The following is a 22,998-nucleotide window of genomic DNA, read 5'->3' on the forward strand; positions in this document are numbered from 1 at the left end:
GAAGTCCTCCTAGACCAGCGTCTCTTGGTTGAGGCGCTTGGCCGCCATGTTCGCCGAGCCGACCAGGATGATCGCGACGACCGTCTTGAAGATGCCCGCGACCACGGCGAGGCTGTAGTTGCCCAGCTGGTAGCCGTACCTCAGCACGAAGACGTCGATGGTCTCGGCCGTCTCGGAGATCAGACCGTTGCCGAGGAAGTACGGCAGCTCGAAGTTGGTGGACAGGATCCAGCCGCTGTTGATGATGAGCAGCACGACGATCGTGGGTCGGATCCCGGGGAGCGTGATGTTCCACATCTTGCGGTAGCGCCCCGCTCCGTCGACCTCGGCCGCCTCGTACAGGCTCGGGTCGATGGCGGTGATCGCGGCCAGGTACAGGATCGTGTTCCAGCCCAGCTCCTTCCACAGGCTCGTCCCTGCGACGATCCCCCAGAAGTGGTTCGGCTCGGTGAGGAACAGGATCGGTTCCTGCACGATGCCCAGGTTCATGAGGCCCTGGTTGATGAACCCGCCCGACGAGGGCAGCGAGAGCGCCACGGACGCGAGGCTCGCCACGATGACCCAGCTGAGGAAGTGGGGCATGTAGGTGATGTTCTGCATGATCCGCTTGAACGGGGCGTTCTTGACCTCGTTCAGCAGCAGCGCCAGGACGATGGCCCCCAGGGTCCCGACCACCAGGGTCAGGACGGACTGTCCCAGCGTGTTGACGACGACCCGGCGGAACCGTTCACCGTTGACGCCGGTGAACAGGTCGACGAAGTTCTCGAAGCCGACCCACTCCTGGTTCCAGATGTTGCCGCGACCCGGCTTGTAGTCCTGGAAGGCGATCGCCCAGCCGTAGACCGGGACGTACTTGAACAGGATCTGGTACATCAGCAGCGGGACGGCCATCAGCAGAAGGACCCGCTGCGCCTTGATCCTGTCCCAGGTGATCTTGCGCTTGGGCTCCTTCGCCGGTCGCGTCCGGGCCTTGCGGCGCGGAGCGCGCGAGCTGCTCGCGGGCTCCGGGGCCGGCTCGGGCCCGGAGGCGGTCACCAGGTTCTTCACCGGTGCGTCCGTCATCTGTCCAACCTCGTCGTCAGAAGCAGTGGGTGGCCGTCGGGAGCGGTCGTGGTGGGGGGTCGAGACCCCCCACCACGACGACTCACGGACTGTTACCAGTTGGCGAGGCGCTCCTGGATGCCGGCGTTGATCGCGTCCTCGTAGACCTTGACGTCGATCTTCTTGATGGTGTCGACGTAGGCGTTCCAGCTCGCCTCGAAGTCGGCCGGGTCACCGGCGATGATCTTCGGCAGGTTCTGCACGTTGGCGTCGGTCAGCTGCTGGTTGACCTGGTTGGCGTCGTCGGAGAGCGTGATGTTCCACGCCGGGTAGTACTTGGGGTTCTCCGGCTGCGGGTTCATGAACTCGAGCCAGGTCTTCTTGCCGTACTGCTCCATGACGTTGCGGTCGTAGTCGGTCAGCGTCGCGAAGAACTCGGCGGGCTGGTCGTCGGGGCTGTAGGCGTTGCCGTCGGAGAACTGGCCGTTGTGCTTCGGCAGCATGTCGAGCAGCGCCTCGAGGCGGTTGGACGCACGCCAGGTGAGGTCACGGGCGTTGGCCCGCTGCTCGTCCGTGCGGGTGAACATGCCGTCGTCGCCCACCTGGTAGTCCTCGCCCTCGATGCCCCAGGAGAGCACCTTCTGCCAGGGCTCGCTGAGCATGAGGTCGAGGAACTTCATCGCCTTCTCCGGCTGCTTGCTGGAGACGGAGATGCCGAAGCCCTGGTTGGTGTTCATGACCGGGCGGTCGGCGTACCACGGCTCAGCGCCGTCGTAGACGGGCATGAGCGGCACGTAGGTGTACTGGTCCTTGCCGGCGCTGCGCAGCGAGTCGGTCGCGGTCTGGAAGTCCCAGCCCTGGTCGTGCATGCCGAGGACGGCGCCCGTGGCCAGCTTGGCGACGTACTGGTCGAACGTCAGCGTGAAGGACTCGCGGTCGACGAGACCCGCGGCGTACTGCTCGTTGAGGACCTTGTAGAAGTCCTTCGCGATGTCCTTGTCGGCGTAGATCTGCGCGTTGTTGCTGTCGTCGACGATGACGCCCCCGTTGTTCGGGGAGCCCGCGAGCAGCGCCGGCGGGTTCGTCATGCCCCACTCACGGCCGGTCGACGCCAGGACCTCGAAGCCGACGGTCGGAGCGCCCTCGGTCTCGGGGTTCTTCTCCTTGTAGTCCGCGATGAGCTGGAAGTACCGCTCGAGCGTCATGTTGCTCAGGTCGGGCCAGCCGGCGTCCTCGAGGACGCGCTTCTGGATCCAGAACGCGGGACCGTAGTAGGTGCCGCCCGTGACCTCGCCGTAGAAGCGGTTGTAGTTCGGGAAGATGTACAGGCCCGGGTCCACCTCTTCGCCCGAGTAGCTCATCTTCTTGATGTCGTCCTCGACGTGCGTGGCGAGGTTCGGGTAGTCGCCCGTGGCGAGCATGTCGTCCAGGCGCAGGAGGGCGCCGCCCTCGAGGAGACGCATCTTGAGGTCCGTGGTCCCGACGAGGTCGGGATACTGACCGCCGGCCAGCATGACGCCGATCTTCTGGTCCACGTTGTCCGGAGTCACGATCTCGTACTCCAGGGTGACCCCGAGCTGGTCCTTGAGCAGCTTGGTGATCTTGTTGTCGGCGGCCGGCGCCTGCGAGGCCGTCGTGATCCAGGTCGTGAGCGTCGTCGGGTTGCTGGGGGTCAGCGTCCCCGACTTGTCCGCGAGATCACCCTCGGGGATGACGACGGGCTTGGAGGGGCCGTCGTCGGGGTCGCTGTCCGAGGTACATGCGACAAGCCCGCGGACATGGCTGCCACCAGGACAAGAGCTGACAACTTCGTTCTTGCGGTACGCACCGAGGTCTCTCCCTTGAGAACTGTTCCGGTCGACCTTGACTGGAACTCGTGCCTATCGGACGCGCAGTGGGGCTTCGCGTCCTCATCCCGGCGGGATTTTAGCGTTAAAGTAGAGAGGCCACCGGGCCCAGTCAAGCCCCCGCATGTTTCGAAATGATCACGGCAACCTTCCGGTACGGCCATCCGGGCCGGGAATGTCCCGGTCCGCGCCCCTCCCGACCCCCGCGCTGCGCCGTTCCGTAGGGCTGTGACCAGCAAGAACGCGCCAGAGGGCGCGTGTGCGGCGAGAGTGTCGAGCTCCCGTCGGCGGTGCTCACGGCGTGGACGCGGCGGGACGACACGCCGGGTGGTTGTTCGAAACTCTTTCGACGAGGGCCTTGCAGTCCCGCGTTGTATCGATATATTGAGCGCGCTCCGGCGATGTGGCCGGGCTGCGGGCCCGACGTGCGAACGCCGGACGAGCAGGGGTGTCGCGGGAAGGAGAGATCCGCATGGTGCGGATGGCGGACGTGGCCCGCGCGGCCGGTGTCTCGGTCATGACCGTGTCGAACGTCCTCAACGAGCGCCTCCCGGTCGGCGAGTCGACGCGCGCCCGCGTGATGGCGGCCGTCGAGGATCTCGGGTACGAGGTCAACCTCACGGCGCGGCACCTGCGCGCCGGACGGACCGACACCGTCGCGTTCGTCGTGCCGAGCTTCCACGACTACTTCGGGGAGCTCGCCGACCAGGTCGCCCCGCTGGTCGAGGCGGAGGGTCGCCACCTCGTGCTCGAGCGGACGAGCGCCAACGCGGAGCAGGAGATGGAGGCGCTGAGCGTCTCGCGCCTGCAGATCTACGACGGCGTCCTGCTGTCCGTCGCCGGTGTCGACCCGGAGCAGCTGGGGCGGGTCCGCACCCCCAAGCCGATCGTGCTGCTCGGTGAGCGCGACGTCCCCGACCACCTCGACCACGTGCGTCTGGCGAACGAGTCGGGCGCCCTCCTCGCCACGGCGCACATGATCGAGCACGGGTCGCGCCGCATCGTCGCGCTCGGGTGCTCGACCGACGCGGCGCACACGATGACCACGGACCGCCGTCTCGGGTGGGAGCGCGCGCACCAGGATGCCGGGCTCGCTGCCGACCCGGTCTACGTCGTGCCCGTCAGCGACTACACGTCCCGTGGTGGTCGCGACGCGATGCTCGAGGTCATCGCGTCCGGGCTGCCGTTCGACGGGGTGTTCGCCGTCACCGACATCGTGGCCCTCGGGGCGTTGTCCGCCCTGGCGGACCATGGGCTGCGCGTCCCCGTCGACGTGCAGCTCGCCGGCTTCGACAACCTCGACATGTCGAGCTTCGTGCCTCCCGGCATCACGTCCGTGGACGCCAACCACGAGGGTGTGGCCGAGGCGGCCGTCCGGCTGCTGCACCGCCGGATGTCGGGCTGGACCGGCCCTGCCGAGCACGTCGTCGCACCCGTGCGCCTCGTGGTGCGTGGATCCACGCGCGGCGCCTGACCACACGCCAACCATCCGTTCCTCGCGTCACCCAGTCGCTACCCGGTCAAAGGAGACCCACCCCGTGAGCACCTCCGTGCCGCCGCCTGCCTCCGCGGCAAGCCCCGAGTCGACGACCACCACGACGGCGGTCATCGACCTCGACCTTCCCGGCCCGCGCATCTCGCGTCACGTGTACGGGCACTTCGCCGAGCACCTGGGCCGGTGCATCTACGGCGGGTTCTGGGTCGGTGAGGACTCGGACGTGCCGAACGTGCGGGGCATCCGCTCCGACGTGGTGGACGCGCTGCGTGCGCTGCAGATCCCGAACCTGCGCTGGCCGGGCGGGTGCTTCGCCGACGACTACCACTGGCGTGACGGGATCGGTCCGCGCGACCAGCGGCCCCGCATGGTCAACTCCCACTGGGGTGACGTGGTCGAGGACAACTCGTTCGGCACGCACGAGTTCATGGACCTGTGCGAGCTGCTCGGTGCCGAGCCGTACGTGAGCGGGAACGTCGGGTCCGGCAGCGTGGCGGAGATGTCGGACTGGGTCGAGTACCTGACCCGCGCGGACGACTCGCCGATGGCCGCGCTGCGCCGGGCGAACGGGCGCGACGAGCCGTGGCGCGTCCCGTTCTGGGGTCTGGGGAACGAGGCGTGGGGCTGCGGCGGCAACCTGCGGGCCGAGCAGTTCGCGTCGCTCGCGCGCCAGTACGCGACGTACTCGCGCAACCACGGCGGCAACATCCTGTACCGGATCGCCGCCGGCGCGGACTCGGGTGACCTGCACTGGACCGAGGCGCTCATGCGCTCGTTCGACGACCTCGCCGCCGACCCGGCCGCGCCCGCCGGTCCGTTCCAGGCCGTCTCGCTGCACTACTACACGATGTCGGGCTCGTGGGGCGACAAGGGCGACGCCACGGGCTTCAGCACCGACGAGTGGTACACGACGATGGCCAGGGCGCACCGCATGGAGGAGCTGCTCACGCGCCACTCGACGGTCATGGACCGGTACGACCCGCACCGCAAGGTGGGCCTCGTCGTCGACGAGTGGGGCACCTGGTGGAACGTCGAGAAGGGCACCAACCCCGGGTTCCTGTACCAGCAGAACACGCTGCGCGACGCGCTCGTCGCCTCGACCCACCTCGACGCGTTCCACCGGCACGCGGAGCGGGTCGTGATGGCGAACATCGCGCAGACCGTCAACGTGCTGCAGGCGATGATCCTGACCGACCCGGACACCGGCGCGCTCGTGCTCACCCCGACCTACCACGTGTTCGCGATGAACGCCGGGCACCACGACGCCGCAGCGCTCGCCGTGCACCTGCGTGGTGTGCAGACGCGCGTCGTCGACGGGGCCGAGCTGCCCCTGGTCTCGGCGTCCGCGTCGGTCAAGGACGACGCCGCACTGGTCTCGCTGTCGAACCTCGACACGGAGACCGACCGCACGGTCGTGCTCGACCTGCGCGGTCGCGACGTCGTCGGGCACGACGCGCGGGTCCTGACCGCGTCCGCCCTCGACGCGCACAACACGCCGCAGCAGCGCGACGCGGTCGCACCGCGGCCGCACGCCGGCGTGCGGCCGCACGCCCGCGGGCTCGAGGTCGACGTCCCCGCCCACTCCTACGTCACCGTCAGCCTGGGCTTGCGCTGATGGGGCCGGGCGACCGGCCGCTCACCGTCGTCGACCCGGTCGTCCTCGCGGACGTCCCCGACCCGGACGTCGTCCACGACGGTCGGTACTACTACATGGTCAGCACGACCATGTACTTCGCGCCGAGCGTGCCGATCATGCGCTCGGACGACCTGGTGCACTGGTCGATCGTCGGGTACACCGGCCCGATCCTCGACGACACGGACGCGCTCGCCCTGCGCCACGGCCGCAACGCCTACGGACAGGGCAGCTGGGCCGCGAGCATCAGGTACCACGAGGGGACGTACTACGTCTCGGTCGGGAGCCTGACCACCGACATGACGTACGTCTTCGCCACGCCCAGCATCGAGCACGGGCCGTGGACGAGGTCGGTCCTCGACGGCTACGCCCACGACCAGTCGCTCCTGTTCGACGGCGACGACGTCTTCCTGGTCTACGGCGGGGGAGTGATCGACCTGCGCCGGCTCCGCCGGGACGACGACGGGACGTTCGCCTGGGACGGCCCGGCGACGCGGCTCGTCGAGGACGCCGACGTCGACCAGAGCAGCGGGCTGCACGCCGAGGGCGCGCACGCGTACAAGATCGCCGGCCGCTACTACGTGTTCATGATCGAGTGGCCGACCGACGGGATCCGCCAGCAGGTCGTGTGGCGCTCGACGTCGTTGACACCGCAGTCCGAGGGCGGTGACTGGGAGGGCAGGGTCGTCCTCGCCCGGGCCGTGCCGGTCGCGGGGCGTCAGGGCGACGGCGTCGCCCAGGGCGGCGTCGTCCAGGCGCCCGACGGGCGGTGGTACGCGATGCTGTTCCAGGACGAGGGCCCGCTCGGGCGCTCACCCCAGCTCGCGCGCGTGTGCTGGGACGAGGACGGATGGCCCGTCTACACGCTCGACGCGGGGGCGACCGACCCCGTACCGGCGACGTCGGCGCGAGCGACCGACCTGCTCGTCTCGGACGACTTCGACAACAGCCCCGCGCCCGCCGGCTACTGGAGCACCGCGGACCCCGGTGCCCTGACGGCGTCGGACGAGAACGCCTGGAACGGCTCGAGCCTCGGGCTGTCCTGGCAGTGGAACCACAACCCGGACAACCGGTTCTGGTCGCTCACCGACCGGCCCAGCCATCTGCGGCTCACCACCGGCAGCGTCGCGTCGGGCATCCTCGATGCACGCAACACGCTCACCCAGCGCACGTACGGTCCGACGAGCGCCGCGGCGATCTCGCTCGACGTGTCCGGCATGAAGGACGGCGACGTCGCCGGCCTGTCCGCCTACCAGCAGAAGTACGGGTACGTCGCCGTCGAGGTGGCCGACGGCGCGCGCCGGCTCGTGATGCGCCGCGCCGACCGGCAGGGGCACGTCGCCTTCACCAGTACGCCCGTGCCCCTGACGGCCGAGACGGTCCTGCTCCGCGTGGACGTGGACTTCCGCGACGCCGCCGACCGCGCCACGTTCGCGTACTCGCTCGACGGTGCCACCTGGACGCCGATCGGTGACGACCTCGCGATGGAGTACAGCCTCGACCACTTCACGGGCTACCGGTTCGCGATCTTCTGCTACGCCACGGCGGAGACGGGCGGGCACGTCGACGTCGACTGGTTCCGCGTCGGCGACGACATCGACCGCCTGGGGCCATCGCCGGCGTCGTGAGGTGCCCGGCCGGGCCGGACCGGCGGGAGCCCTGCGGACGCCGTGGCCGTCCGGGCGACGAGCCGGCGACGACGCCTCCGGGCGCGTCGCCGGTCGTGGCCCGGGACGTTCGGGCTGTGCGTCGCCGCAGGTCGCCGGGACGATGGTCGCCATGATCACCCTCTACCTGCACGGCAGGGCGGCGTGCGACGCCCGCACGCTGGAGTCGTTCCTGGCCCGCGCCCGCCCGGTGTACGAGGCGCCGGGCGGCATCAGGGTGCGGCTGCAGTGGAGCCTGACCGAGCCCGGGGCGTTCGTCGAGATCATGGAGTACCGCGACCGTGTCACCTACGCGGCGGACCAGGTCCGCGTCGAGCAGGACCCCGCGATGCGCGCTCTGATCGACGAGTGGCACACCCTGCTCGCGAGCCCGCCGCGCGTGGAGGCGTACGAGGACGTCACCCTCGAGCCCGCAACCGGTCCCGCCACGAGACGGTCCGGCGACTCGCGAGCTCCCGATGACGGACGCGCCGGGCGCCCGCTGGTTGTGCACCGCTACGGCCGGCCCGGGCGGCCGCGCGTGGTGCTCCTGCACGGGCTGACCGATGCCGGGACCACCTGGCCCGACCTCGTCAGGCACTGGGACGACGACTGGGACGTGAGCGCGCCGGACCTGCGCGGGCACGGACGGTCCCCGCGGTTCACCGACGACGAGCTCGACCGCGCGCCCGACGTGATGCTCGCCGACGTGCTCGACCTGCTCGACGCCCAGCCCGCCCCGGTCGTGCTCGTCGGGCACTCGCTCGGTGGCCTGCTCGCGCTGCGCGCCGCACTCGAGCGCCCCGACGCGGTCCGCGCGCTCGTGCTCGAGGACCCTGCCAAGCCCGACGGCATCCCCACGCGCGAGGGCGACCGGACTGTGTTCGTCGCCCACCCCGACGTGGTGACCGGCGTCGAGTCGTCGCTCGTCGCGACCGAGCGCGACCGCGCTGCCGAGGTCGCCCGCATGCGCCGCGAGACGGCCTGGAGCGACGCCGAGATCGAGGCGTGGGCCGACAGCCGTCCGCTCGTCGACCGCGCGTACGTCCAGCGGGGGCTGTTCCTCGGAGATCTCGCGTGGGAGGAGCTGTTCGCCGCGCTCGCGGTCCCGACGCTGCTCGTCCTGCCCGGTGACGCGCCGATGGCGCCCCGCCCGGACCTGGTCGACAACCCCCTCGTCCGCAGGGTCGCCGTCGACGGTGCGGGCCACTGCGTGCGACGCGACCAGCCCGCTGCCTACCACGCGGCCGTCGACGCGTTCCTCACCGAGCACATCGGTCGGCGGGAGTGACGTCCGGCCGCGCGGGGTCGGGGCATGCGCGGCTCGTCCGGCGATGGGTCTACGGTGCGGCGCTGCCAGGAACTGTCTGCGCTGGCGAGGCGAGGTGCGCCGCCAACGCACGAGAAGCACGCACGATCTCGTTCGCGGCTTCCACGTAGGCACGTGCCTGATCGTGTGTGACGCGCTGCTGGCCCTGCGCGACGACGTTCCGCAGGTCGACGAGCTCGCGCACGACCGACACGTACGTGTCGTCGACGAGGCCGGCGCGATGCAGCGCCTCGACCCGCCTGCGGGTGGATGCTGTGCTGGGCAGACCGGTCAGTCCGGAGGCGCCGTACAGCTCGCGCACTGCCGACGACACCAGCTCCCACGAGGCGACGACAGCGAACGACGGGTCCTCGTCCCGACGCACCTCGGCGCTCGCCGTGGCTGAGTCCACGGACGTCTCGGTCACGACGCCCTGCTGCTCCAACCCGTCGAGCACCGCCTTCGCGTCATCGCGTGCCGCGTCGGCGCGCTCGCCGAACTCGACCTCGACGCCGTAGCCCTTCGCGCGCCTGATGTTCGCCAGAGCAGCCCCCAGAGGCTTCTTCAGGACGAAGACGATGAGTATCACCGCGATCGGCCAGGCCACGCTGTCGACGAAGCTCGCGGTGAGCTCCTGGGTACCCGACATGGACCGAACTCCCACCGCGGGCCTGCGGCCGTGAAGGCCACGGACACGTCCCGTTGCCCGAGGCGGTCCGACAGATGCGGGCGTGACGACGAGACGCCCCGACCTCGGTCGCATGCTCCACGCAGGCGACCTTCGGGTCGGCCTCGACACGTGCGTGCCCGGATGCCTGGACCGACGTTGCGGCAACGCTGCTGAGATGCAGGACGGTCGCGGACACACGAAGGGCCGTGACCTGCACTGCTGCCGGTCACGGCCCTTCGGTTCGCTGTCTCAACGAGTGTCCGGAGGGGGACTTGAACCCCCACGCCCTTTCGGGCACTAGCACCTCAAGCTAGCGCGTCTGCCATTCCGCCACCCGGACAGGTGGTCACTGCGGGATCCCGGAGGAGCCCCGCGGTGCGGCAGAAAACATAGCACGGTGCGTCGCCGGGACACGCATCGGCCCCGAGGGGCAGACTCGTCAGCACAGGACGAGAGATGACGACACAGCACGAACCGGGCGGCGCCCCTCACAGGCGGCCCGACGTGCGCGAGGAGGGGTGCCGGATGGCGGAGCCGGGCGTCGGGTCGCAGGGCGCTCGTCCCGCTCGACGGGTCGCCGGGTCGCCCCGCCGGACCCCGCCTCCGCTCGAGCCGGACGCGCCGCGCTGGCTGCGCTCGCTCGCGGGGGTGTCGTGGCGGCTGATCGTCGCGGTCATCGCGGTCGGGATGGTGTTCTACGCGACGTCGCAGGTGAAGCTCCTGTTCATCGCGGTGTTCCTGGCCCTGGTGTTCACCGCGGTGCTGCGTCCGCTCGTGGAGTGGTTCAGCAAGGTCATGCCGCGGTTCCTCGCGACCGCGCTCGCGATCATCTCCGGGGTGCTCTTCTTCGCCGGTCTGCTCACGTACGTGGGGTACTCGGTGGCGAACGAGTGGGAGGACCTGTCGAAGCAGTTCAGCGACGGCATCGACCAGATCATCGACTTCCTCGAGAGCGACACGCTGCCGTTCACGATCACGAGCGACCAGATCGCGGGGTGGATCAGCGACGGGCAGAAGTGGCTCCAGGACCACGCCACGGAGCTCGCGGGGCAGGCGGCGTCGCGTGCCGGGTCGGTCGTCGAGGTCTTCACGGCGCTGGCGCTCGCGATCTTCTGCACGGTGTTCTTCCTGGCGCGGGGCCAGGAGATGTGGACGTGGTTCCTCAACCAGCTCCCCGCGCGGTTCCGCGAGGGCTGGATCAAGGCCGGCGGCGCGGGGTGGTACACGTTCTCGGGGTACACGCGGGGAACGGTGATCATCGCCGTGACCGACGGGATGCTCGCGTTCGTCCTCCTGCTGATCCTCGGGGTGCCGCTCGCGGCACCGCTCGCGGTGCTCGTGTTCATCGGCGCGTTCATCCCGCTCGTCGGTGCGCCCGCCGCGATGGTCATCGCGATGATCGTCGCGCTCGCGGCCAACGGGTTCTGGTCGGCGGTGTTCGTCGGCATCGGGATCGCGCTCATCGGACAGTTCGAGGGGCACGTGCTGCAGCCGCTCGTGATGGGCAAGCAGGTGTCGATCCACCCCGTCGTCGTCGCGCTCGCGGTCGCGGGCGGCACGCTCACGGCGGGGATCCTCGGCGCGGTGGTGAGCGTCCCGCTGGTCGCGGTCGCGTGGGCGGTGTTCTCGCGGCTGCGTACGCTCGACCCGCCCATGGAGGCCGACGAGGCCGACGACGAGGTGCGCCCGCAGTCCGACGTCCCGCTGGAGGTCGACGACGAGGCCGCGGCACGCTGAGCGCGCTCAGCGCACCAGGGGGTCGAGCAGCCGGGCCAGGTGGGAGACGTAGTGACCGCCGAACAGCAGCGCGTGCACGCCGACGGGGTAGAGCTGGTGCAGGCCGACGCGTCGCCGCCAGCCGGGCCGTAGCGGACGCTCGTCGTCGTACGCCGCGAGCACGTCGTCGAGGAACGGCAGGCCGAACAGCGCGAGCATCGCCAGGTCGGTCTCCCGGTGCCCGCCGTGCGCGGCGGGGTCGATGAGGGTCGCACCCTGCGCCGTCCACATGACGTTGCCCGCCCACAGGTCGCCGTGCAGCCGCGCGGGAGGCTCGCCGTCGTCCCAGCGGCCCGCCTCCGCGCGGTCGGCGACGCGCAGCAGGTCGTCGAGCACCTCGTCGGGCGCGAACCCGACGAGGTCGCGCGCGAGCGGACGCAGGCGGGCGTGCGCGAGGTGCTCGCCCCAGTGCTCGGCGGCCCCCGCCGGCATGGTCAGCGGCGCCTCGAGCGGACCGAACCACGTGTCGCCCGTCCACCCGTCGGGCGGGACCCCGAACGCGTCCGCGCCCGCGGCGTGCGTGCGTGCGAGCGAGCGCCCCAGGTCCACCGCGGCGGCGCGCGTCGGTGGCACTGCGGCGAGCTGCTCGAGGTCGAGGTGCTCGTCGCCGACGTCCAGGACGCGCACCACGCGCGCCCCGCCGGCGGCGCGCAGCCACTCGAGGCCCGCTGCCTCGCAGCGGAAGAAGCCGGGCGGTGCGCCGGCGCGCGTCTTGCGGAACACGTCGCCGATCCTCTCGCGTCTGCGGCCCGCACGGCGGATGCTGGGACCGGCAGGTCCGCGACCCGGCCCTCGCCACCGCCCCGGGCACCACCCTCGCCTGAAGGAGCCGACATGATCGTCGCCGTCCCCACCGAGACCAAGAACCGCGAGTACCGCGTGGCGCTGACGCCCGCGGGCGTGCACCACCTCGTGACCGACGGGCACCGGGTCCTCGTGCAGTCCGGCGCCGGTGTGGGCTCCGCGATCGGCGACGACGAGTACCGCGCCGCCGGTGCGGACGTCGTCGGCGACGCCGCGACGGTGTGGGGCGAGGCGGACCTCGTCTGCAAGGTCAAGGAGCCGACGCCGGCCGAGCTCGCGTTCCTGCGCGAGGACCTCGTGCTGTTCACCTACCTGCACCTGGCCGCCGACCGCCCCGCGACCGACGCGCTGCTCGCCGCGGGCACGACGGCGATCGCGTACGAGACCGTGCAGCTGCCCGACGGGTCGCTGCCGCTGCTGGCCCCCATGAGCGAGGTCGCCGGCCGGCTCGCGGCGCAGGTCGGCGCGTACCACCTCATGCGCAACGAGGGCGGGGCCGGTGTGCTGCTCGGCGGGGTGCCCGGGGTCGGCCCGGCACGCGTCGTCGTCCTCGGCGGCGGGACCGTCGGGTGGCACGCGGCGCAGATCGCGCTCGGCATGCGTGCCGACGTCACCGTGCTGGACCTGTCCGTGCCGCGGCTGCGGGAGATCGACGCCGCGAGCGCCGGCCGCATCCGCACCCTCGCGTCGAACCGGTGGGCGCTCGAGCGCGAGGTCGCCGACGCCGACCTCGTCATCGGTGCGGTGCTGGTGCCCGGGGCACGCGCGCCCCGCCTCGTGCCCGACGAGCTCGTGGCACGCATGCGCCCCGGCTCGGTGCTCGTCGACGTCGCGGTGGACCAGGGCGGGTGCTTCGAGTCCACGCACCCGACGACGCACGACGACCCGACCTACCTCGTCGAGGGCTGCGTGTTCTACTGCGTCGCCAACATGCCCGGTGCGGTGCCCGTGACCTCGACGCGCGCCCTGACCAACGTCACCCTGCCGTACGTGCACGCGATCGCCTCACGCGGCTGGCGCGCCGCGGTGGCCGACGACCCCGCGCTCGCCAGCGGGCTCACGACGCACGGCGGGCGCCTCGTCAACGCCGCGGTCGCCGCCGCCCACGGGTACCCCTCTGTCTCGGTCGCCGACGCGCTCGCCTGAGCCTCGTCGCCGGGCGGTGCCGTCACGTGCGCGCAACGAACGGCGCCTAGTCTCACGCCATGGACGTGGCGGTGGTGGGTGCGACGGGCGACGTCGGACGGCAGATCTGCACGCAGCTCGTCGAGCGACGGGTCCTGCCGCCCACCTCGCGGCTCCAGCTGGTCGGACGGCCCGACGGGCGCTCGTCGCGCGCCACGTACGGCCTCGCCGCGGACCTCGTCGACGCCTACGACGAGCACGCGCCGCTGCTCGACGTCGCGCTCGACCCCGCGGACGTCGTCGCCGACGTCGTGGTCGTCGCGGCCGGTCGAACCGCGGGCACCCGGCCCGGCGAGTCGGTCGACCGGCACGCGCTCGCCGCCGACAACGCGCAGGTGTTCGCCACCTACGCCGACGCGCTCGCCCGGCACGGCTCGGGCCGCGAGGTCGTCGTGGTGGTCTCCAACCCCGTCGAGCTGGGGGTCGCGCTGCTCGGGGACGCGTTGGGCCGGCACCGCGTCATCGGCATGGGCGCGTGGCTCGACACGCTGCGGTTCCGCCGCGAGGTCGCCGCGTCGATCGGTGTGCGGCGGCACCGGGTCGGCGGGTTCGCGGTCGGCCAGCACGGCGACGACCTCGTCCCGCTGTGGTCGACCGTGCGGATCGCGGGCCTCGACGTCGCCGAGCGTCGCGCCGAGGTGGCCCGGGTGCGGGGACCACGCACGCTCGCGACCTACGCCGACGAGATCGGCGCCGCCAAGCGTGCGCTCAGCACCGCCGCCGTGCAGGACCTCGCGGAGGCGTTCCGGCTGGTCGACACGTGGCCGCCCGACGTGCGGCTCGCCGCGCGCCCCTGGATGACGCAGCAGAGCGGTGCGAAGACCGCGGCCGGCACCGCGAGCGCGACCATCGACCTCGTCGAGACCGTCCTGGACGGGCGCGACACCGTGGTCGCGGGGCAGGTGCTGCTCGACGGTGAGGTCACGCTCGCGGGCGCGCCCGTGCACGGGGTGCTCGGCGTGCCCGTGGTGCTCGGCCCCGAGGGGTGGACGCAGGTGCTGCTGCCCGCGCTCGCGGACGACGAGCACGAGCGGCTCGCGGCGGTCGCGCGGCGGATCGCGGCGGCTGTGGCGCCGTGGACCGAGCGGGGTTCGGACGAGGAGGTCACGCGATGAGCCAGGACCAGGACGTGCACGACGACCGCTGGGTCGTGTTCGTGCGGGGTGCGAACCGGCCCGGCACGGTCGCGGCCGTGACGGCGGTGTTCGCGACGCGCGGGATCAGCTTCGACGCTCTCGCGACGAGCGACCCGGGACCGCGCGACGGTCTGGTGACGGTGACGTTCCGCACGACCGAGCGTCGCCAGCACGAGCTCGTGCGTGCCGTCGAGCGCCTCGCGGCCGTCTCGGGCGTCGTCGTGCGCCGGGCCGAGGACCTGGGCGTGCGGGCCGCCGCGGTCTGCCACCTGCCGCGCGAGGTGGCGTTCCGGCCGCCGCCGCACGCCGCGGTGAGCTGGTCGGGGGAGTCGCAGCTCGGCCAGCCCGTGCTCGTGGAGGGGCCGCTCGTCGACGTCGAGCACGTCGTCGCGGCAGCGCAGCGGGCCGGCGCGCTCTCGACCGCGATCGTCATCGAGCCGCCGTCGGCCGTGTGACCCGCCTCGGGCGGGGCCGGACCGCGTCCGACCCCGCCCGAGCCCCAGCAGTGCGTCAGGACGCGCGCTCGAGCGTCCGATGCTCGCCGGCCGGGTGGTGCCCGTGGCGCTTGCCGGGCTTGCCCGGACCGTGGTGACGGGGCTTGCCCGGGCCCTTCACCCCGTTGATCGCCGAGGTGTCCTGCGCGAGGCTCGCGGTCGCGTACGCGACCGCGGGCGCCATGATCCCGATGGCCGCACGACTCACGTTCGACAGGTCGTCGTCGGCCGTGTGGTAGTTCGGGTCGTGCCGGATCCCGGCGGTGCCGCCGAACAGCGCGACCTCCGCGTCCGTCTTGACGTCGTCGGCACCCGTGAAGAGCCCGGACGCGGGGACGCCGTTGACGATGAACGCCTGGTAGTCCGAGCGCCCGGAGAACTCGGTGTCGACCCACGGCTGCCCGATGCCGTCGAAGTAGCCGGTCAGCACCGCCTCGGTCTGCGCGGAGCCTTCCGGGACGTCGACCGGGGCCGGGTAGGTCGACTCGTCGGCGTCGTAGACACCGACGACGTAGTTCGGCGAGCCGACCATGTCGAAGTTCAGGTACGTCGCGATGCGGTCGAGCTCGCCCGGCTTCGTCGCGAGCTCGTCGACGTACGCCGTCGAGCCGATCAGCCCGAGCTCCTCGGCGCCCCACCACGCGAAGCGGACCGTGTTGTGGTGCTTCTTCTGCTCGGCGAGCTGCACCGCGACCTCGAGGAGCACAGCCGACCCCGAGCCGTTGTCGTTGATGCCCGGCCCCTCCTCGACGCCGTCGAGGTGCGCGCCGAGCATCACGACGTTGTCGTCGCGACCGGTCCTGGTCTCCGCGAGGACGTTGAAGCTCGTGCGCTCCTCCTCGTGGAACCGCGTGTCGAGCGTGAGCATCACGTCGCCCTCGGTGACCGCCCCGACGACTGCGAGCCCGTCCGCCATGCCCATGCCCGCGACGGGGATCTGCACCAGACCCTCCTCACCGAGCGTGCCGAAGAGCATCTCCTCGACGTTGTTGTAGACGACCAGGCCGACCGCGCCGGCGGCCTGTGCGGTGACGGCCTTCTGGGCGAACGGGCAGCTGCCGCGGCTGACGACCGCGATCGCGCCGACGGTCGCGACGTCGCCCCATGCCTCGGGCGTGCACCCGGTCGGGTCGACGGGCACCGCCGCACGCGCGCGCACGCCGCCGTCGGGGCTGTTCGGGGCGTACTGCATCTGGTCGACCTCGTAGGTCCCGCCCGGCTCGAGCGTGAGGCTCGCGGCGTCGACGACCTCGAGGCCGAACGTGAACGGGTCCCGGTGCGTGCGGTAGCCCGCGCGCTGCAGCGTGCGCTCGACGTACCGCGCACTCGCCTCGTAGCCGTCGGTGAGCGCCGCTCGGTTGCCGTCGTGGCGGTCGGCGATGCGCTGGAGCTCCTGGAGGTGCCGCCACACCCCGCGGGTCGTGACCTGCTGCGCGAACCGGTCGGGGTCCAGCCGGTGGCCGCCGCGGTCGTGCGCGGAGGCCGGTGGTGCGAGGAGTGCGCTCGTGCCGACCACGAGCGCGACCACGGTGCCCGCGAGGGCTGAGGTACGTCGTCCTGCCACGATGGTGTCCCTTCGTCGCGAGGACGGCGGCCGGTCGGCCGCCGTCGGTGTCGCCCGAACGGGTGACTCCGAGCCCCACGGTGGCCGATCCTGCCCGACTTGTCACGACATCCGCAGACGTGCGCACCCGTGCGTCCCGCGCTCGGGCGCGCACGGCGCGGTGTGGGTGATGATGCGGGGCATGAAGCGTGAGCCGCTCGACCCCGAGAACCCGTTCGCCGTCCCGTCGCCCCTGCCGTACGGGCTGCCCGACTACTCCCGCATCCGGACCGAGCACTACCGCCCTGCGGTCGAGTACGCCATGGCCGAGCACCGCGCGCAGGTCGAGATGGTCGCCTCGGACCCGAGCGGACCCACGGTCGAGAACACGCTCGTCGCGCTCGAGCGGGCGGGACGCACCCTGCACCGCGTCCTGACCGCGTTCTACAACCAGTCGAGCGCGGACTCCTCGCCCGAGCTCGACGCGCTCGAGGAGGAGCTCGCCCCACGGCTCGCCGCGCACCGCGACGCGATCCACCTCGACCAGCGGCTGTTCGCGCGGCTCGAGGCGCTCGTCGCGCAGGTCGAGGCGGGCACGCTCACGGTCGAGCCCGACACGGCGTGGCTGCTCGAGCGCACGCACACCGCGTTCGTGCGCGCGGGCGTCCGCCTCGACGCGGCGGCGCAGGAGCGCCTGCGCGCGCTCAACGCCCGGATCACGACGCTCGAGACCGTGTTCGGCCGCGAGGTGCTCGCCGCGACGAACGCCGCGGCCGTGCTCGTCACCGACGAGGCCGAGCTCGACGGCCTGCCCGACGACGCCCGCGCGGCGGCCGCGCGCGCCGCACGCGAGCGGGGCCACCAGTCCGGGTGGCTGCTCGAGCTCCAGCTGCCCACGGGCCAGCCGCAGCTGGTCACCCTGCGCGACCGTGGCCTGCGCGAGCGGCTGCACCGCGCCTCGTCGTCCCGCGGGCTGACCGGTGAGCACGACACGCGCGCGACGCTGCTGGAGCTCGCCCGGCTGCGCGCCGAGCGTGCGCAGCTGCTCGGCTACCCGCACCACGCCGCGTACGTCGCGGCCGACGCGACGGCGCGCTCCGCCGAGGCGGTGGGGGACATCCTCGGGCGCCTCGCACCGGCGGCGGTCGCCAACGCGCGCCGTGAGGCCGAGGAGCTGACCGCGGCGCTGCACGAGGACCACCCCGGCGCGACGCTCGAGCCGTGGGACTGGGCGTACTACGCCGAGCGGGTCCGCTCGCGCGCCCGGGCGCTCGACGAGACCGCGCTGCGCCCGTACCTGGAGCTCGACCGCGTGCTGCACGAGGGCGTGTTCCGCGCCGCGACCGCGCTGTACGGGCTGACGTTCACCGAGCGCACCGACCTCGTCGGGTACCACCCCGACGTGCGGGTCTTCGAGGTGCACGACGTCGACGGCTCGGGGCTCGGCCTGTTCCTCGCGGACTACTGGACGCGCGAGTCGAAGCGCGGCGGCGCGTGGATGAACAACCTCGTCGACCAGTCGACGCTGCTGGGCGAGCCGCCCGTCGTCGTGAACAACCTCAACATCCCCCAGCCGCCCGACGGCCGGCCGACGCTGCTCGCGTGGGACGAGGTCATCACGATGTTCCACGAGTTCGGGCACGCGCTGCACGGCCTGCTCTCGGCCGTGCGCTACCCGTCGCAGTCCGGCACCGAGGTGCCGCGCGACTTCGTCGAGTACCCGTCGCAGGTCAACGAGATCTGGGCGTGGGAGCCGCAGGTGCTGCAGGCCTTCGCGGTGCACCACGAGACGGGCGAGCCACTGCCGTCCGCGTGGGTCGAGACGCTGCTCGCGGGCCGCCAGGACGGTGAGGGGTTCAAGACGACCGAGTACCTCGCGGCCGCGCTGCTCGACCAGGCGTGGTACCGCCTCGCGCCCGACGAGGTCCCGACCGACCCCGAGCAGGTCGAGGCGTTCGAGGCGGCCGCGCTCGAGCGTGCGGGCGTGGCGTTCGCACCCGTGCCGCCCCGCTACCGCAGCGCGTACTTCAACCACGTGTTCTCGAGCGGCTACTCGGCCGGCTACTACTCGTACATCTGGTCCGAGGTGCTCGACGCCGACACCGTCGAGTGGTTCCGCGAGAACGGCGGCCTGCGCCGCGAGAACGGCGACGTCTTCCGTGCCCGGCTGCTCGCGCGCGGCGGCTCGATCGACCCGATGGCGGCGTTCCGTGACCTGCGCGGACGCGACCCGCAGATCACCCCGCTGCTCGAGCGCCGCGGCCTGTCCGCCGCGGCGGGCGCGTGAGCCGCGCGGGTACGGTGGGCGGGTGCCCAGTCAGCCTGCTCCGACGTCCTCGACCCTGACGGCCGCCGACGAGGTCGTCGACATCTGCCGCGAGCTCATCCGGTTCGACACGTCGAACTACGGGGACGGGTCGGGGCCGGGGGAGCGGGCGGCAGCGGAGTACACCGCGACGCTGCTGAGCGACGTCGGCATCGAGCCGGAGGTGTTCGAGAGCGCACCCGGCCGCACGTCGCTCGTCGCGCGGATCGAGGGCGTCGACCGCTCGCGGCCCGCGCTCGTCGTGCACGGCCACCTCGACGTGGTGCCCGCGCGCGCGGAGGACTGGAGCGTGGACCCGTTCGCGGGGCACGTGGACGGGGACCTGCTGTGGGGGCGCGGCGCGGTCGACATGAAGGACATGGACGCGATGGTCCTGTCGGTCGTGCGGCAGATGGCTCGCGAGGGCCGCAGGCCCGCGCGCGACGTGGTGCTCGCGATGTTCGCCGACGAGGAGGCCGGCGGCACGTACGGCGCACGGTGGGCCGTGGACCACCGCCCCGAGCTGTTCGAGGGCGCGTCCCAGGCCATCAGCGAGGTCGGCGGGTTCTCGGTCACGGTCGGCGACCGCCGGGCCTACCTGGTGCAGACCGCGGAGAAGGGCCTCGCGTGGCTGCGGCTCGTCGCGGAAGGCCGGGCCGGGCACGGCAGCCAGGTCACGCCCGACAACGCCGTCACGCACGTCGCCGAGGCCGTCGCGCGGATCGGGCGGCACGCCTGGCCGCTCGACCTGACGCCCACGGTGCGGGCGCTGCTCGAGGGTGTCGCGGACCTCACCGGCCTGCCGTTCGACCCGGACGACGAGGCGGGCGTCGACGCGCTCGTCGCGGCGCTCGGACCCGCGAGCCGGTTCGTCGGCGCGACGTTGCGGCACACGTCGAACCCGACGCAGCTGACCGCCGGGTACAAGGCGAACGTCGTGCCCGGCCGTGCGGAGGCGGCGGTCGACACGCGGTTCCTGCCCGGCCGCGAGGACGAGTTCTGGGCGACGCTCACCGAGCTCGCCGGGCCGCACGTGCGCGTCGAGAAGATCCACCACGACGTCGCGCTCGAGGCGCCCACGTCGGGTCCGCTCGTCGACGCGATGACGCAGGCGCTGGTCGCGGAGGACCCCGGTGCCGTGGTCCTGCCCTACACGCTGTCGGGCGGCACCGACAACAAGTCGCTGTCCCGGCTCGGGATCACCGGCTACGGGTTCGCGCCGCTTCGTCTGCCGGCGGACCTCGACTTCGCCGGGATGTTCCACGGTGTCGACGAGCGCGTGTCGATCGACGCGCTGCGGTTCGGCACGCGCGTCCTGGACCGCCTGCTCGCCACCTGCTGACACGCCGTCCCGCGTGCCGCGGGCGGCTCAGTCGAGCGTGCTGCGCACGCGCAGGATCTTGCGGCGCAGCCAGACGCGCCGCTCACCACCCTCGTAGAGCACCGTGCGGGCCAGCTCCCAGCGGCCGTACTCGGCCTGCTCGGTGAGCAGCTGACGGGCCTCGTTGCGGCTCGTGCTGCGCGGCAGCGTGATCACGCGGTACTCGTACTGACCGCCCTGAGCGACCCAGTCCCGGCGCCGCGCACGCGTCCCGACCGTCATCCGTCACCTCGTCCCCTGTCGTGGCTGTCGTCGGACGTGCGGCCATTGTGCCCCCTGCGTCGCCGCGATCCACGCACGTGGAGAGATGCATCACAACCGGCGGGGCGCCGCACCGGGCCCTGCTGCCCTGCCGGGCGACGCGTTGCGGCGGTAGCGTTCGGGGCATGACCGTCGACCCCCGTGCCGCGCTGGACCGATTCATCGCCGCGCTCGAGGCGCACTACAACGCCGTCGTCGCGCGCAAGGGCGAGGACGACCCCGCGGTCGACGACGCCTACGACGTCCTGGCCGACGCGTTCGAGGTGTACGACGACGCGCTCGGCACGATCCACGGGGAGGCCACGCCGTTCTACCTCGCCGAGGAGGAGGACGACGAGGACGAGTACGACGACGACGCGGATGACGACGACGACGCCGATGACGACGCCGATGACACCGACGACGTCGACGCGGACTTCGACGACGCGGACGACGCGGACGATGCCGAGGGTGGCTTCGACGACGAGTACGACGACGAGACCGAGGTCGAGCCCGCCCGCTGACGGCGGACCGTCGGGCGCGGGGTCAGAACCGCTCGGGGTACCCGACCGTCGGCGCGGAGACGTCGTCGAGCGCCTGCTCGATCTCGTCGGGCAGCTCGAGGTCGAGCGACGACAGCGCGCCACGCAGCTGCGCGGACGTGCGCGCCCCGACGACGGCCGCCGCCACACCCTCGCGGCGCGCGAGCCACGCGAGCGCGACCTCGAGCGGCTGGCGCTGCAGCCCGCTCGCTGCGGTGACGACCGCGTCGACCACCGCCGACGCGGAGCCGGTCAGGTACGGACGCACGAAGCCCGCGAGGTGCGGCGAGGCCGCGCGTGAGTCCGCCGGGACCGTCCGGCGGTACTTGCCGGTGAGCACGCCGCGGCCCAGCGGGGACCACGCGAGCACGCCGGCCCCGAGCGCCCGCGCCGCCGGCAGCACCTCGCGCTCGATGCCCCGCTCCAGGAGCGAGTACTCCATCTCGACCGCCGCGAGCCCGACGTGGTCGCGCACGTCGTCGAGCAGGCCCGCGAGCCGCGCGACCTGCCAGCCGGGGTGGTTGGCGACCCCCACGTAGCGCGCTCGGCCCGAGAGCACGGCCTGGCGCAGCGCGGACGCGGTCTCCTCCAGCGGCGTGCGCGGGTCCGGCGTCTGCACGAGGAACAGGTCGACGTGGTCGGTACGCAACCGCGCGAGCGACGCGTCCAGGGACGCGAGCAGGCCGCCGCGGGACGCGTCGACCGTCGGCCCGTCGGCCGTGCGCCGGACGCCCGCCTTGGTGCACAGCACCAGGTCCTCGCGCGGGACGACCGCACCGACCAGCGAACCGAGGAGCTCCTCGGCGCCGCCGTCCGCGTACGACGCGGACGTGTCGACGAGCGAGCCGCCCGCGGCCACGAGGTCGCGCAGCAGCTCGGCCGCCTCGTGCTCGTCGGTGTCCCGGCTCCACGTCATCGTGCCCAGACCGATCCGCGACACGCGCAGGCCCGTCCGGCCCACGTGACGATGCTCCATGGTGCGCCACCCTAGCCCGGCGACCTGCGCGGTGAGGCAGCCGCTCGTCGGGGAGATATCGTGGCGGCCCGTGGCAGAGATCAGCGGGTTCGACGCAATCATCCTGGGTCTGGTGCAAGGGCTCACCGAGTTCCTGCCGGTCTCCTCCAGCGCGCACCTGCGCATCGTGGGTGAGCTGATGGGCGGCGACCCCGGTGCCGCGTTCACCGCGATCACCCAGCTCGGCACCGAGACCGCCGTGCTGCTGTACTTCCGGCACGACATCAAGCGGATCGTGCTCGCCTGGTGGTACGCGCTGCGCGGGCGCTACGGGACGGACCTGCGCTCGCGGCTCGGCGCGCCGCGGGGACAGGTGCCGGACCACGACGCGCTGATGGCCTGGTTCATCGCGGCCGGCTCGGTGCCGATCGTCGTGCTCGGCCTGCTGTTCCAGGACTCGATCGAGCACACGTTCCGCAACCTGTGGCTCGTCGTCGCGACGCTCGCGGTCTTCGCCCTCGTGCTCGGCTGGGCCGACAAGGTGGGACGGCACTCACGGCCGCTGGAGGAGCTCACCGTGCGCGACGCGGTGAAGTTCGGCTTCTGGCAGGCGCTCGCCCTGGTCCCCGGCGTGTCGCGCTCGGGCGGCACCATCACGGGTGGGCTGCTCATGGGGTACACCCGCGAGGCGGCCGCGCGGTACTCGTTCCTGCTCGCGATCCCCGCGGTGTTCGGCTCGGGCCTCTACCAGCTCGCCAAGTCCGTCGACGACTTCGGCACGGCCGGGACGCCGGGGTTCGGTGCCACGCTGCTGGCGACCCTGGTCGCGTTCGTCGTGGGGTACCTCGTGATCATCGCGTTCCTCAAGATCGTCTCGACGTTCAGCTACCGGCCGTTCGTCTACTACCGCCTGGGCCTGGCCGCGCTCGTCGTCGTGCTGCTGCTCACCGGTGCGGTCGACGCGATGCCGGCCGCGGACGTGACCGCGGGCTGAGC

19 protein-coding genes and 1 tRNA gene are annotated in these 22,998 nt (G+C 72.2%); 12 read left to right on the forward strand and 8 right to left on the reverse strand.

All coding sequences use genetic code 11. From position 1 onward, the window contains the following. Nucleotides 1-9: 9 nt before the first annotated feature. Nucleotides 10-1,062, reverse strand: coding sequence for a sugar ABC transporter permease (locus tag CBP52_RS04005; protein WP_094179922.1), 1,053 nt, complete (start codon nt 1,060-1,062; stop codon nt 10-12). 92 nt (nt 1,063-1,154) lie between these two features. After that, entirely contained in the window at nt 1,155-2,753 is a 1,599-nt protein-coding gene (locus tag CBP52_RS04010) for an extracellular solute-binding protein (RefSeq protein WP_369826333.1), read from the reverse strand. A 607-nt stretch (nt 2,754-3,360) separates the two neighbouring features. Between CBP52_RS04010 and CBP52_RS04015 the strand changes: the two genes are divergently transcribed. The 4 genes from CBP52_RS04015 to CBP52_RS17470 all read left to right on the forward strand — a co-directional run bounded on the left by CBP52_RS04015 (nt 3,361) and on the right by CBP52_RS17470 (nt 8,953). Beyond that, nucleotides 3,361-4,362 carry a LacI family DNA-binding transcriptional regulator gene (locus CBP52_RS04015; protein WP_094179923.1) on the forward strand — a complete coding sequence of 334 codons (1,002 nt, stop codon included), beginning with the start codon at nt 3,361-3,363 and terminating at the stop codon, nt 4,360-4,362. Between the two features lie 64 nt (nt 4,363-4,426). Further along, nucleotides 4,427-5,998 (forward strand): alpha-N-arabinofuranosidase, encoded by a 1,572-nt coding sequence (locus CBP52_RS04020; protein WP_369826291.1) that lies wholly within the window; start codon nt 4,427-4,429, stop codon nt 5,996-5,998. Continuing rightward, nucleotides 5,998-7,644, forward strand: coding sequence for a glycoside hydrolase 43 family protein (locus CBP52_RS04025; protein WP_094179924.1), 1,647 nt, complete (start codon nt 5,998-6,000; stop codon nt 7,642-7,644). The genes CBP52_RS04020 and CBP52_RS04025 overlap by 1 nt, the downstream gene beginning before the upstream one ends. Before the next feature lie 151 nt (nt 7,645-7,795). Then, nucleotides 7,796-8,953 carry an alpha/beta fold hydrolase gene (locus tag CBP52_RS17470; protein ID WP_157732491.1) on the forward strand — a complete coding sequence of 386 codons (1,158 nt, stop codon included), beginning with the start codon at nt 7,796-7,798 and terminating at the stop codon, nt 8,951-8,953. A 49-nt stretch (nt 8,954-9,002) separates the two neighbouring features. Here CBP52_RS17470 and CBP52_RS04035 read toward each other — a convergent pair whose 3' ends face one another. Next, a complete protein-coding gene (locus CBP52_RS04035; RefSeq protein WP_157732492.1) occupies nt 9,003-9,578 on the reverse strand; it encodes a hypothetical protein in 576 nt (191 codons plus the stop codon). A gap of 320 nt (nt 9,579-9,898) precedes the next feature. Further along, nucleotides 9,899-9,981: transfer RNA gene (locus tag CBP52_RS04040), tRNA-Leu, on the reverse strand. A 185-nt stretch (nt 9,982-10,166) separates the two neighbouring features. Here CBP52_RS04040 and CBP52_RS04045 point away from each other — a divergent pair. Next, the gene (locus CBP52_RS04045) at nt 10,167-11,378 is read left to right on the forward strand and encodes an AI-2E family transporter (RefSeq protein ID WP_094179926.1); all 1,212 of its coding nucleotides are present in this window, start codon (nt 10,167-10,169) and stop codon (nt 11,376-11,378) included. Between the two features lie 6 nt (nt 11,379-11,384). Here CBP52_RS04045 and CBP52_RS04050 read toward each other — a convergent pair whose 3' ends face one another. Continuing rightward, nucleotides 11,385-12,179, reverse strand: coding sequence for a fructosamine kinase family protein (locus tag CBP52_RS04050; protein WP_094182133.1), 795 nt, complete (start codon nt 12,177-12,179; stop codon nt 11,385-11,387). A gap of 72 nt (nt 12,180-12,251) precedes the next feature. Here CBP52_RS04050 and ald point away from each other — a divergent pair, with 72 nt between their 5' ends. Genes ald through CBP52_RS04065 form a run of 3 tightly spaced genes read left to right on the forward strand, consistent with a single transcriptional unit; the run spans nt 12,252 to nt 14,997 of the window. Further along, complete coding sequence (gene ald, locus CBP52_RS04055) at nt 12,252-13,367, forward strand: alanine dehydrogenase (protein ID WP_094182134.1); 1,116 nt, start codon at nt 12,252-12,254, stop codon at nt 13,365-13,367. Nucleotides 13,368-13,426: 59 nt separating this feature from the next. After that, complete coding sequence (locus CBP52_RS04060) at nt 13,427-14,521, forward strand: lactate dehydrogenase (protein WP_094179927.1); 1,095 nt, start codon at nt 13,427-13,429, stop codon at nt 14,519-14,521. Continuing rightward, nucleotides 14,518-14,997, forward strand: a complete 480-nt coding sequence (locus CBP52_RS04065; protein WP_094179928.1) for an ACT domain-containing protein — start codon at nt 14,518-14,520, stop codon at nt 14,995-14,997. Before CBP52_RS04060 ends, CBP52_RS04065 begins: the two co-directional genes overlap by 4 nt. 55 nt (nt 14,998-15,052) lie before the next feature. Here the strand turns inward: CBP52_RS04065 and CBP52_RS04070 are convergent, their stop codons facing one another. After that, nucleotides 15,053-16,600, reverse strand: coding sequence for a M20/M25/M40 family metallo-hydrolase (locus CBP52_RS04070; protein ID WP_094179929.1), 1,548 nt, complete (start codon nt 16,598-16,600; stop codon nt 15,053-15,055). Nucleotides 16,601-16,781: 181 nt separating this feature from the next. Between CBP52_RS04070 and CBP52_RS04075 the strand changes: the two genes are divergently transcribed. Both CBP52_RS04075 and CBP52_RS04080 read left to right on the forward strand, forming a co-directional pair. Next, nucleotides 16,782-18,866 carry a M3 family metallopeptidase gene (locus CBP52_RS04075; protein WP_094179930.1) on the forward strand — a complete coding sequence of 695 codons (2,085 nt, stop codon included), beginning with the start codon at nt 16,782-16,784 and terminating at the stop codon, nt 18,864-18,866. A gap of 22 nt (nt 18,867-18,888) precedes the next feature. Beyond that, nucleotides 18,889-20,226 carry a M20/M25/M40 family metallo-hydrolase gene (locus CBP52_RS04080; protein ID WP_094182135.1) on the forward strand — a complete coding sequence of 446 codons (1,338 nt, stop codon included), beginning with the start codon at nt 18,889-18,891 and terminating at the stop codon, nt 20,224-20,226. A 27-nt stretch (nt 20,227-20,253) separates the two neighbouring features. Here the strand turns inward: CBP52_RS04080 and CBP52_RS04085 are convergent, their stop codons facing one another. Then, on the reverse strand, nt 20,254-20,487 hold the full coding sequence (locus CBP52_RS04085) for a DUF5703 family protein (RefSeq protein WP_094179931.1): 234 nt from the start codon (nt 20,485-20,487) through the stop codon (nt 20,254-20,256). Between the two features lie 164 nt (nt 20,488-20,651). On the opposite strand from CBP52_RS04085, the gene CBP52_RS04090 reads away from it, so the two are divergent. Beyond that, on the forward strand, nt 20,652-21,029 hold the full coding sequence (locus CBP52_RS04090) for a primosomal protein (protein ID WP_094179932.1): 378 nt from the start codon (nt 20,652-20,654) through the stop codon (nt 21,027-21,029). A 22-nt stretch (nt 21,030-21,051) separates the two neighbouring features. Here CBP52_RS04090 and CBP52_RS04095 read toward each other — a convergent pair whose 3' ends face one another. Next, nucleotides 21,052-22,023 (reverse strand): aldo/keto reductase, encoded by a 972-nt coding sequence (locus CBP52_RS04095; RefSeq protein WP_094179933.1) that lies wholly within the window; start codon nt 22,021-22,023, stop codon nt 21,052-21,054. Between the two features lie 79 nt (nt 22,024-22,102). On the opposite strand from CBP52_RS04095, the gene CBP52_RS04100 reads away from it, so the two are divergent. Next, nucleotides 22,103-22,996, forward strand: coding sequence for an undecaprenyl-diphosphate phosphatase (locus CBP52_RS04100; protein WP_094182136.1), 894 nt, complete (start codon nt 22,103-22,105; stop codon nt 22,994-22,996). Nucleotides 22,997-22,998 lie beyond the last annotated feature (2 nt).

Origin of the sequence: Cellulomonas sp. PSBB021 (genome assembly GCF_002240455.1) — a bacterium.
Taxonomy (GTDB): domain Bacteria; phylum Actinomycetota; class Actinomycetes; order Actinomycetales; family Cellulomonadaceae; genus Cellulomonas; species Cellulomonas uda.

Bases quoted from the DNA above. Each gene is read 5' to 3' on its own strand.
- ald (WP_094182134.1), top strand. From the start codon at position 12,252: ATGATCGTCGCCGTCCCCACCGAGACCAAGAACCGCGAGTACCGCGTG.
- CBP52_RS04095 (WP_094179933.1), bottom strand. From the start codon at position 22,023: ATGGAGCATCGTCACGTGGGCCGGACGGGCCTGCGCGTGTCGCGGATC.
- CBP52_RS04085 (WP_094179931.1), bottom strand. From the start codon at position 20,487: ATGACGGTCGGGACGCGTGCGCGGCGCCGGGACTGGGTCGCTCAGGGC.
- CBP52_RS04090 (WP_094179932.1), top strand. From the start codon at position 20,652: ATGACCGTCGACCCCCGTGCCGCGCTGGACCGATTCATCGCCGCGCTC.
- CBP52_RS04015 (WP_094179923.1), top strand. From the start codon at position 3,361: ATGGTGCGGATGGCGGACGTGGCCCGCGCGGCCGGTGTCTCGGTCATG.
- CBP52_RS04045 (WP_094179926.1), top strand. From the start codon at position 10,167: ATGGCGGAGCCGGGCGTCGGGTCGCAGGGCGCTCGTCCCGCTCGACGG.
- CBP52_RS04005 (WP_094179922.1), bottom strand. From the start codon at position 1,062: ATGACGGACGCACCGGTGAAGAACCTGGTGACCGCCTCCGGGCCCGAG.
- CBP52_RS04065 (WP_094179928.1), top strand. From the start codon at position 14,518: ATGAGCCAGGACCAGGACGTGCACGACGACCGCTGGGTCGTGTTCGTG.
- CBP52_RS04075 (WP_094179930.1), top strand. From the start codon at position 16,782: ATGAAGCGTGAGCCGCTCGACCCCGAGAACCCGTTCGCCGTCCCGTCG.
- CBP52_RS04025 (WP_094179924.1), top strand. From the start codon at position 5,998: ATGGGGCCGGGCGACCGGCCGCTCACCGTCGTCGACCCGGTCGTCCTC.
- CBP52_RS17470 (WP_157732491.1), top strand. From the start codon at position 7,796: ATGATCACCCTCTACCTGCACGGCAGGGCGGCGTGCGACGCCCGCACG.
- CBP52_RS04060 (WP_094179927.1), top strand. From the start codon at position 13,427: ATGGACGTGGCGGTGGTGGGTGCGACGGGCGACGTCGGACGGCAGATC.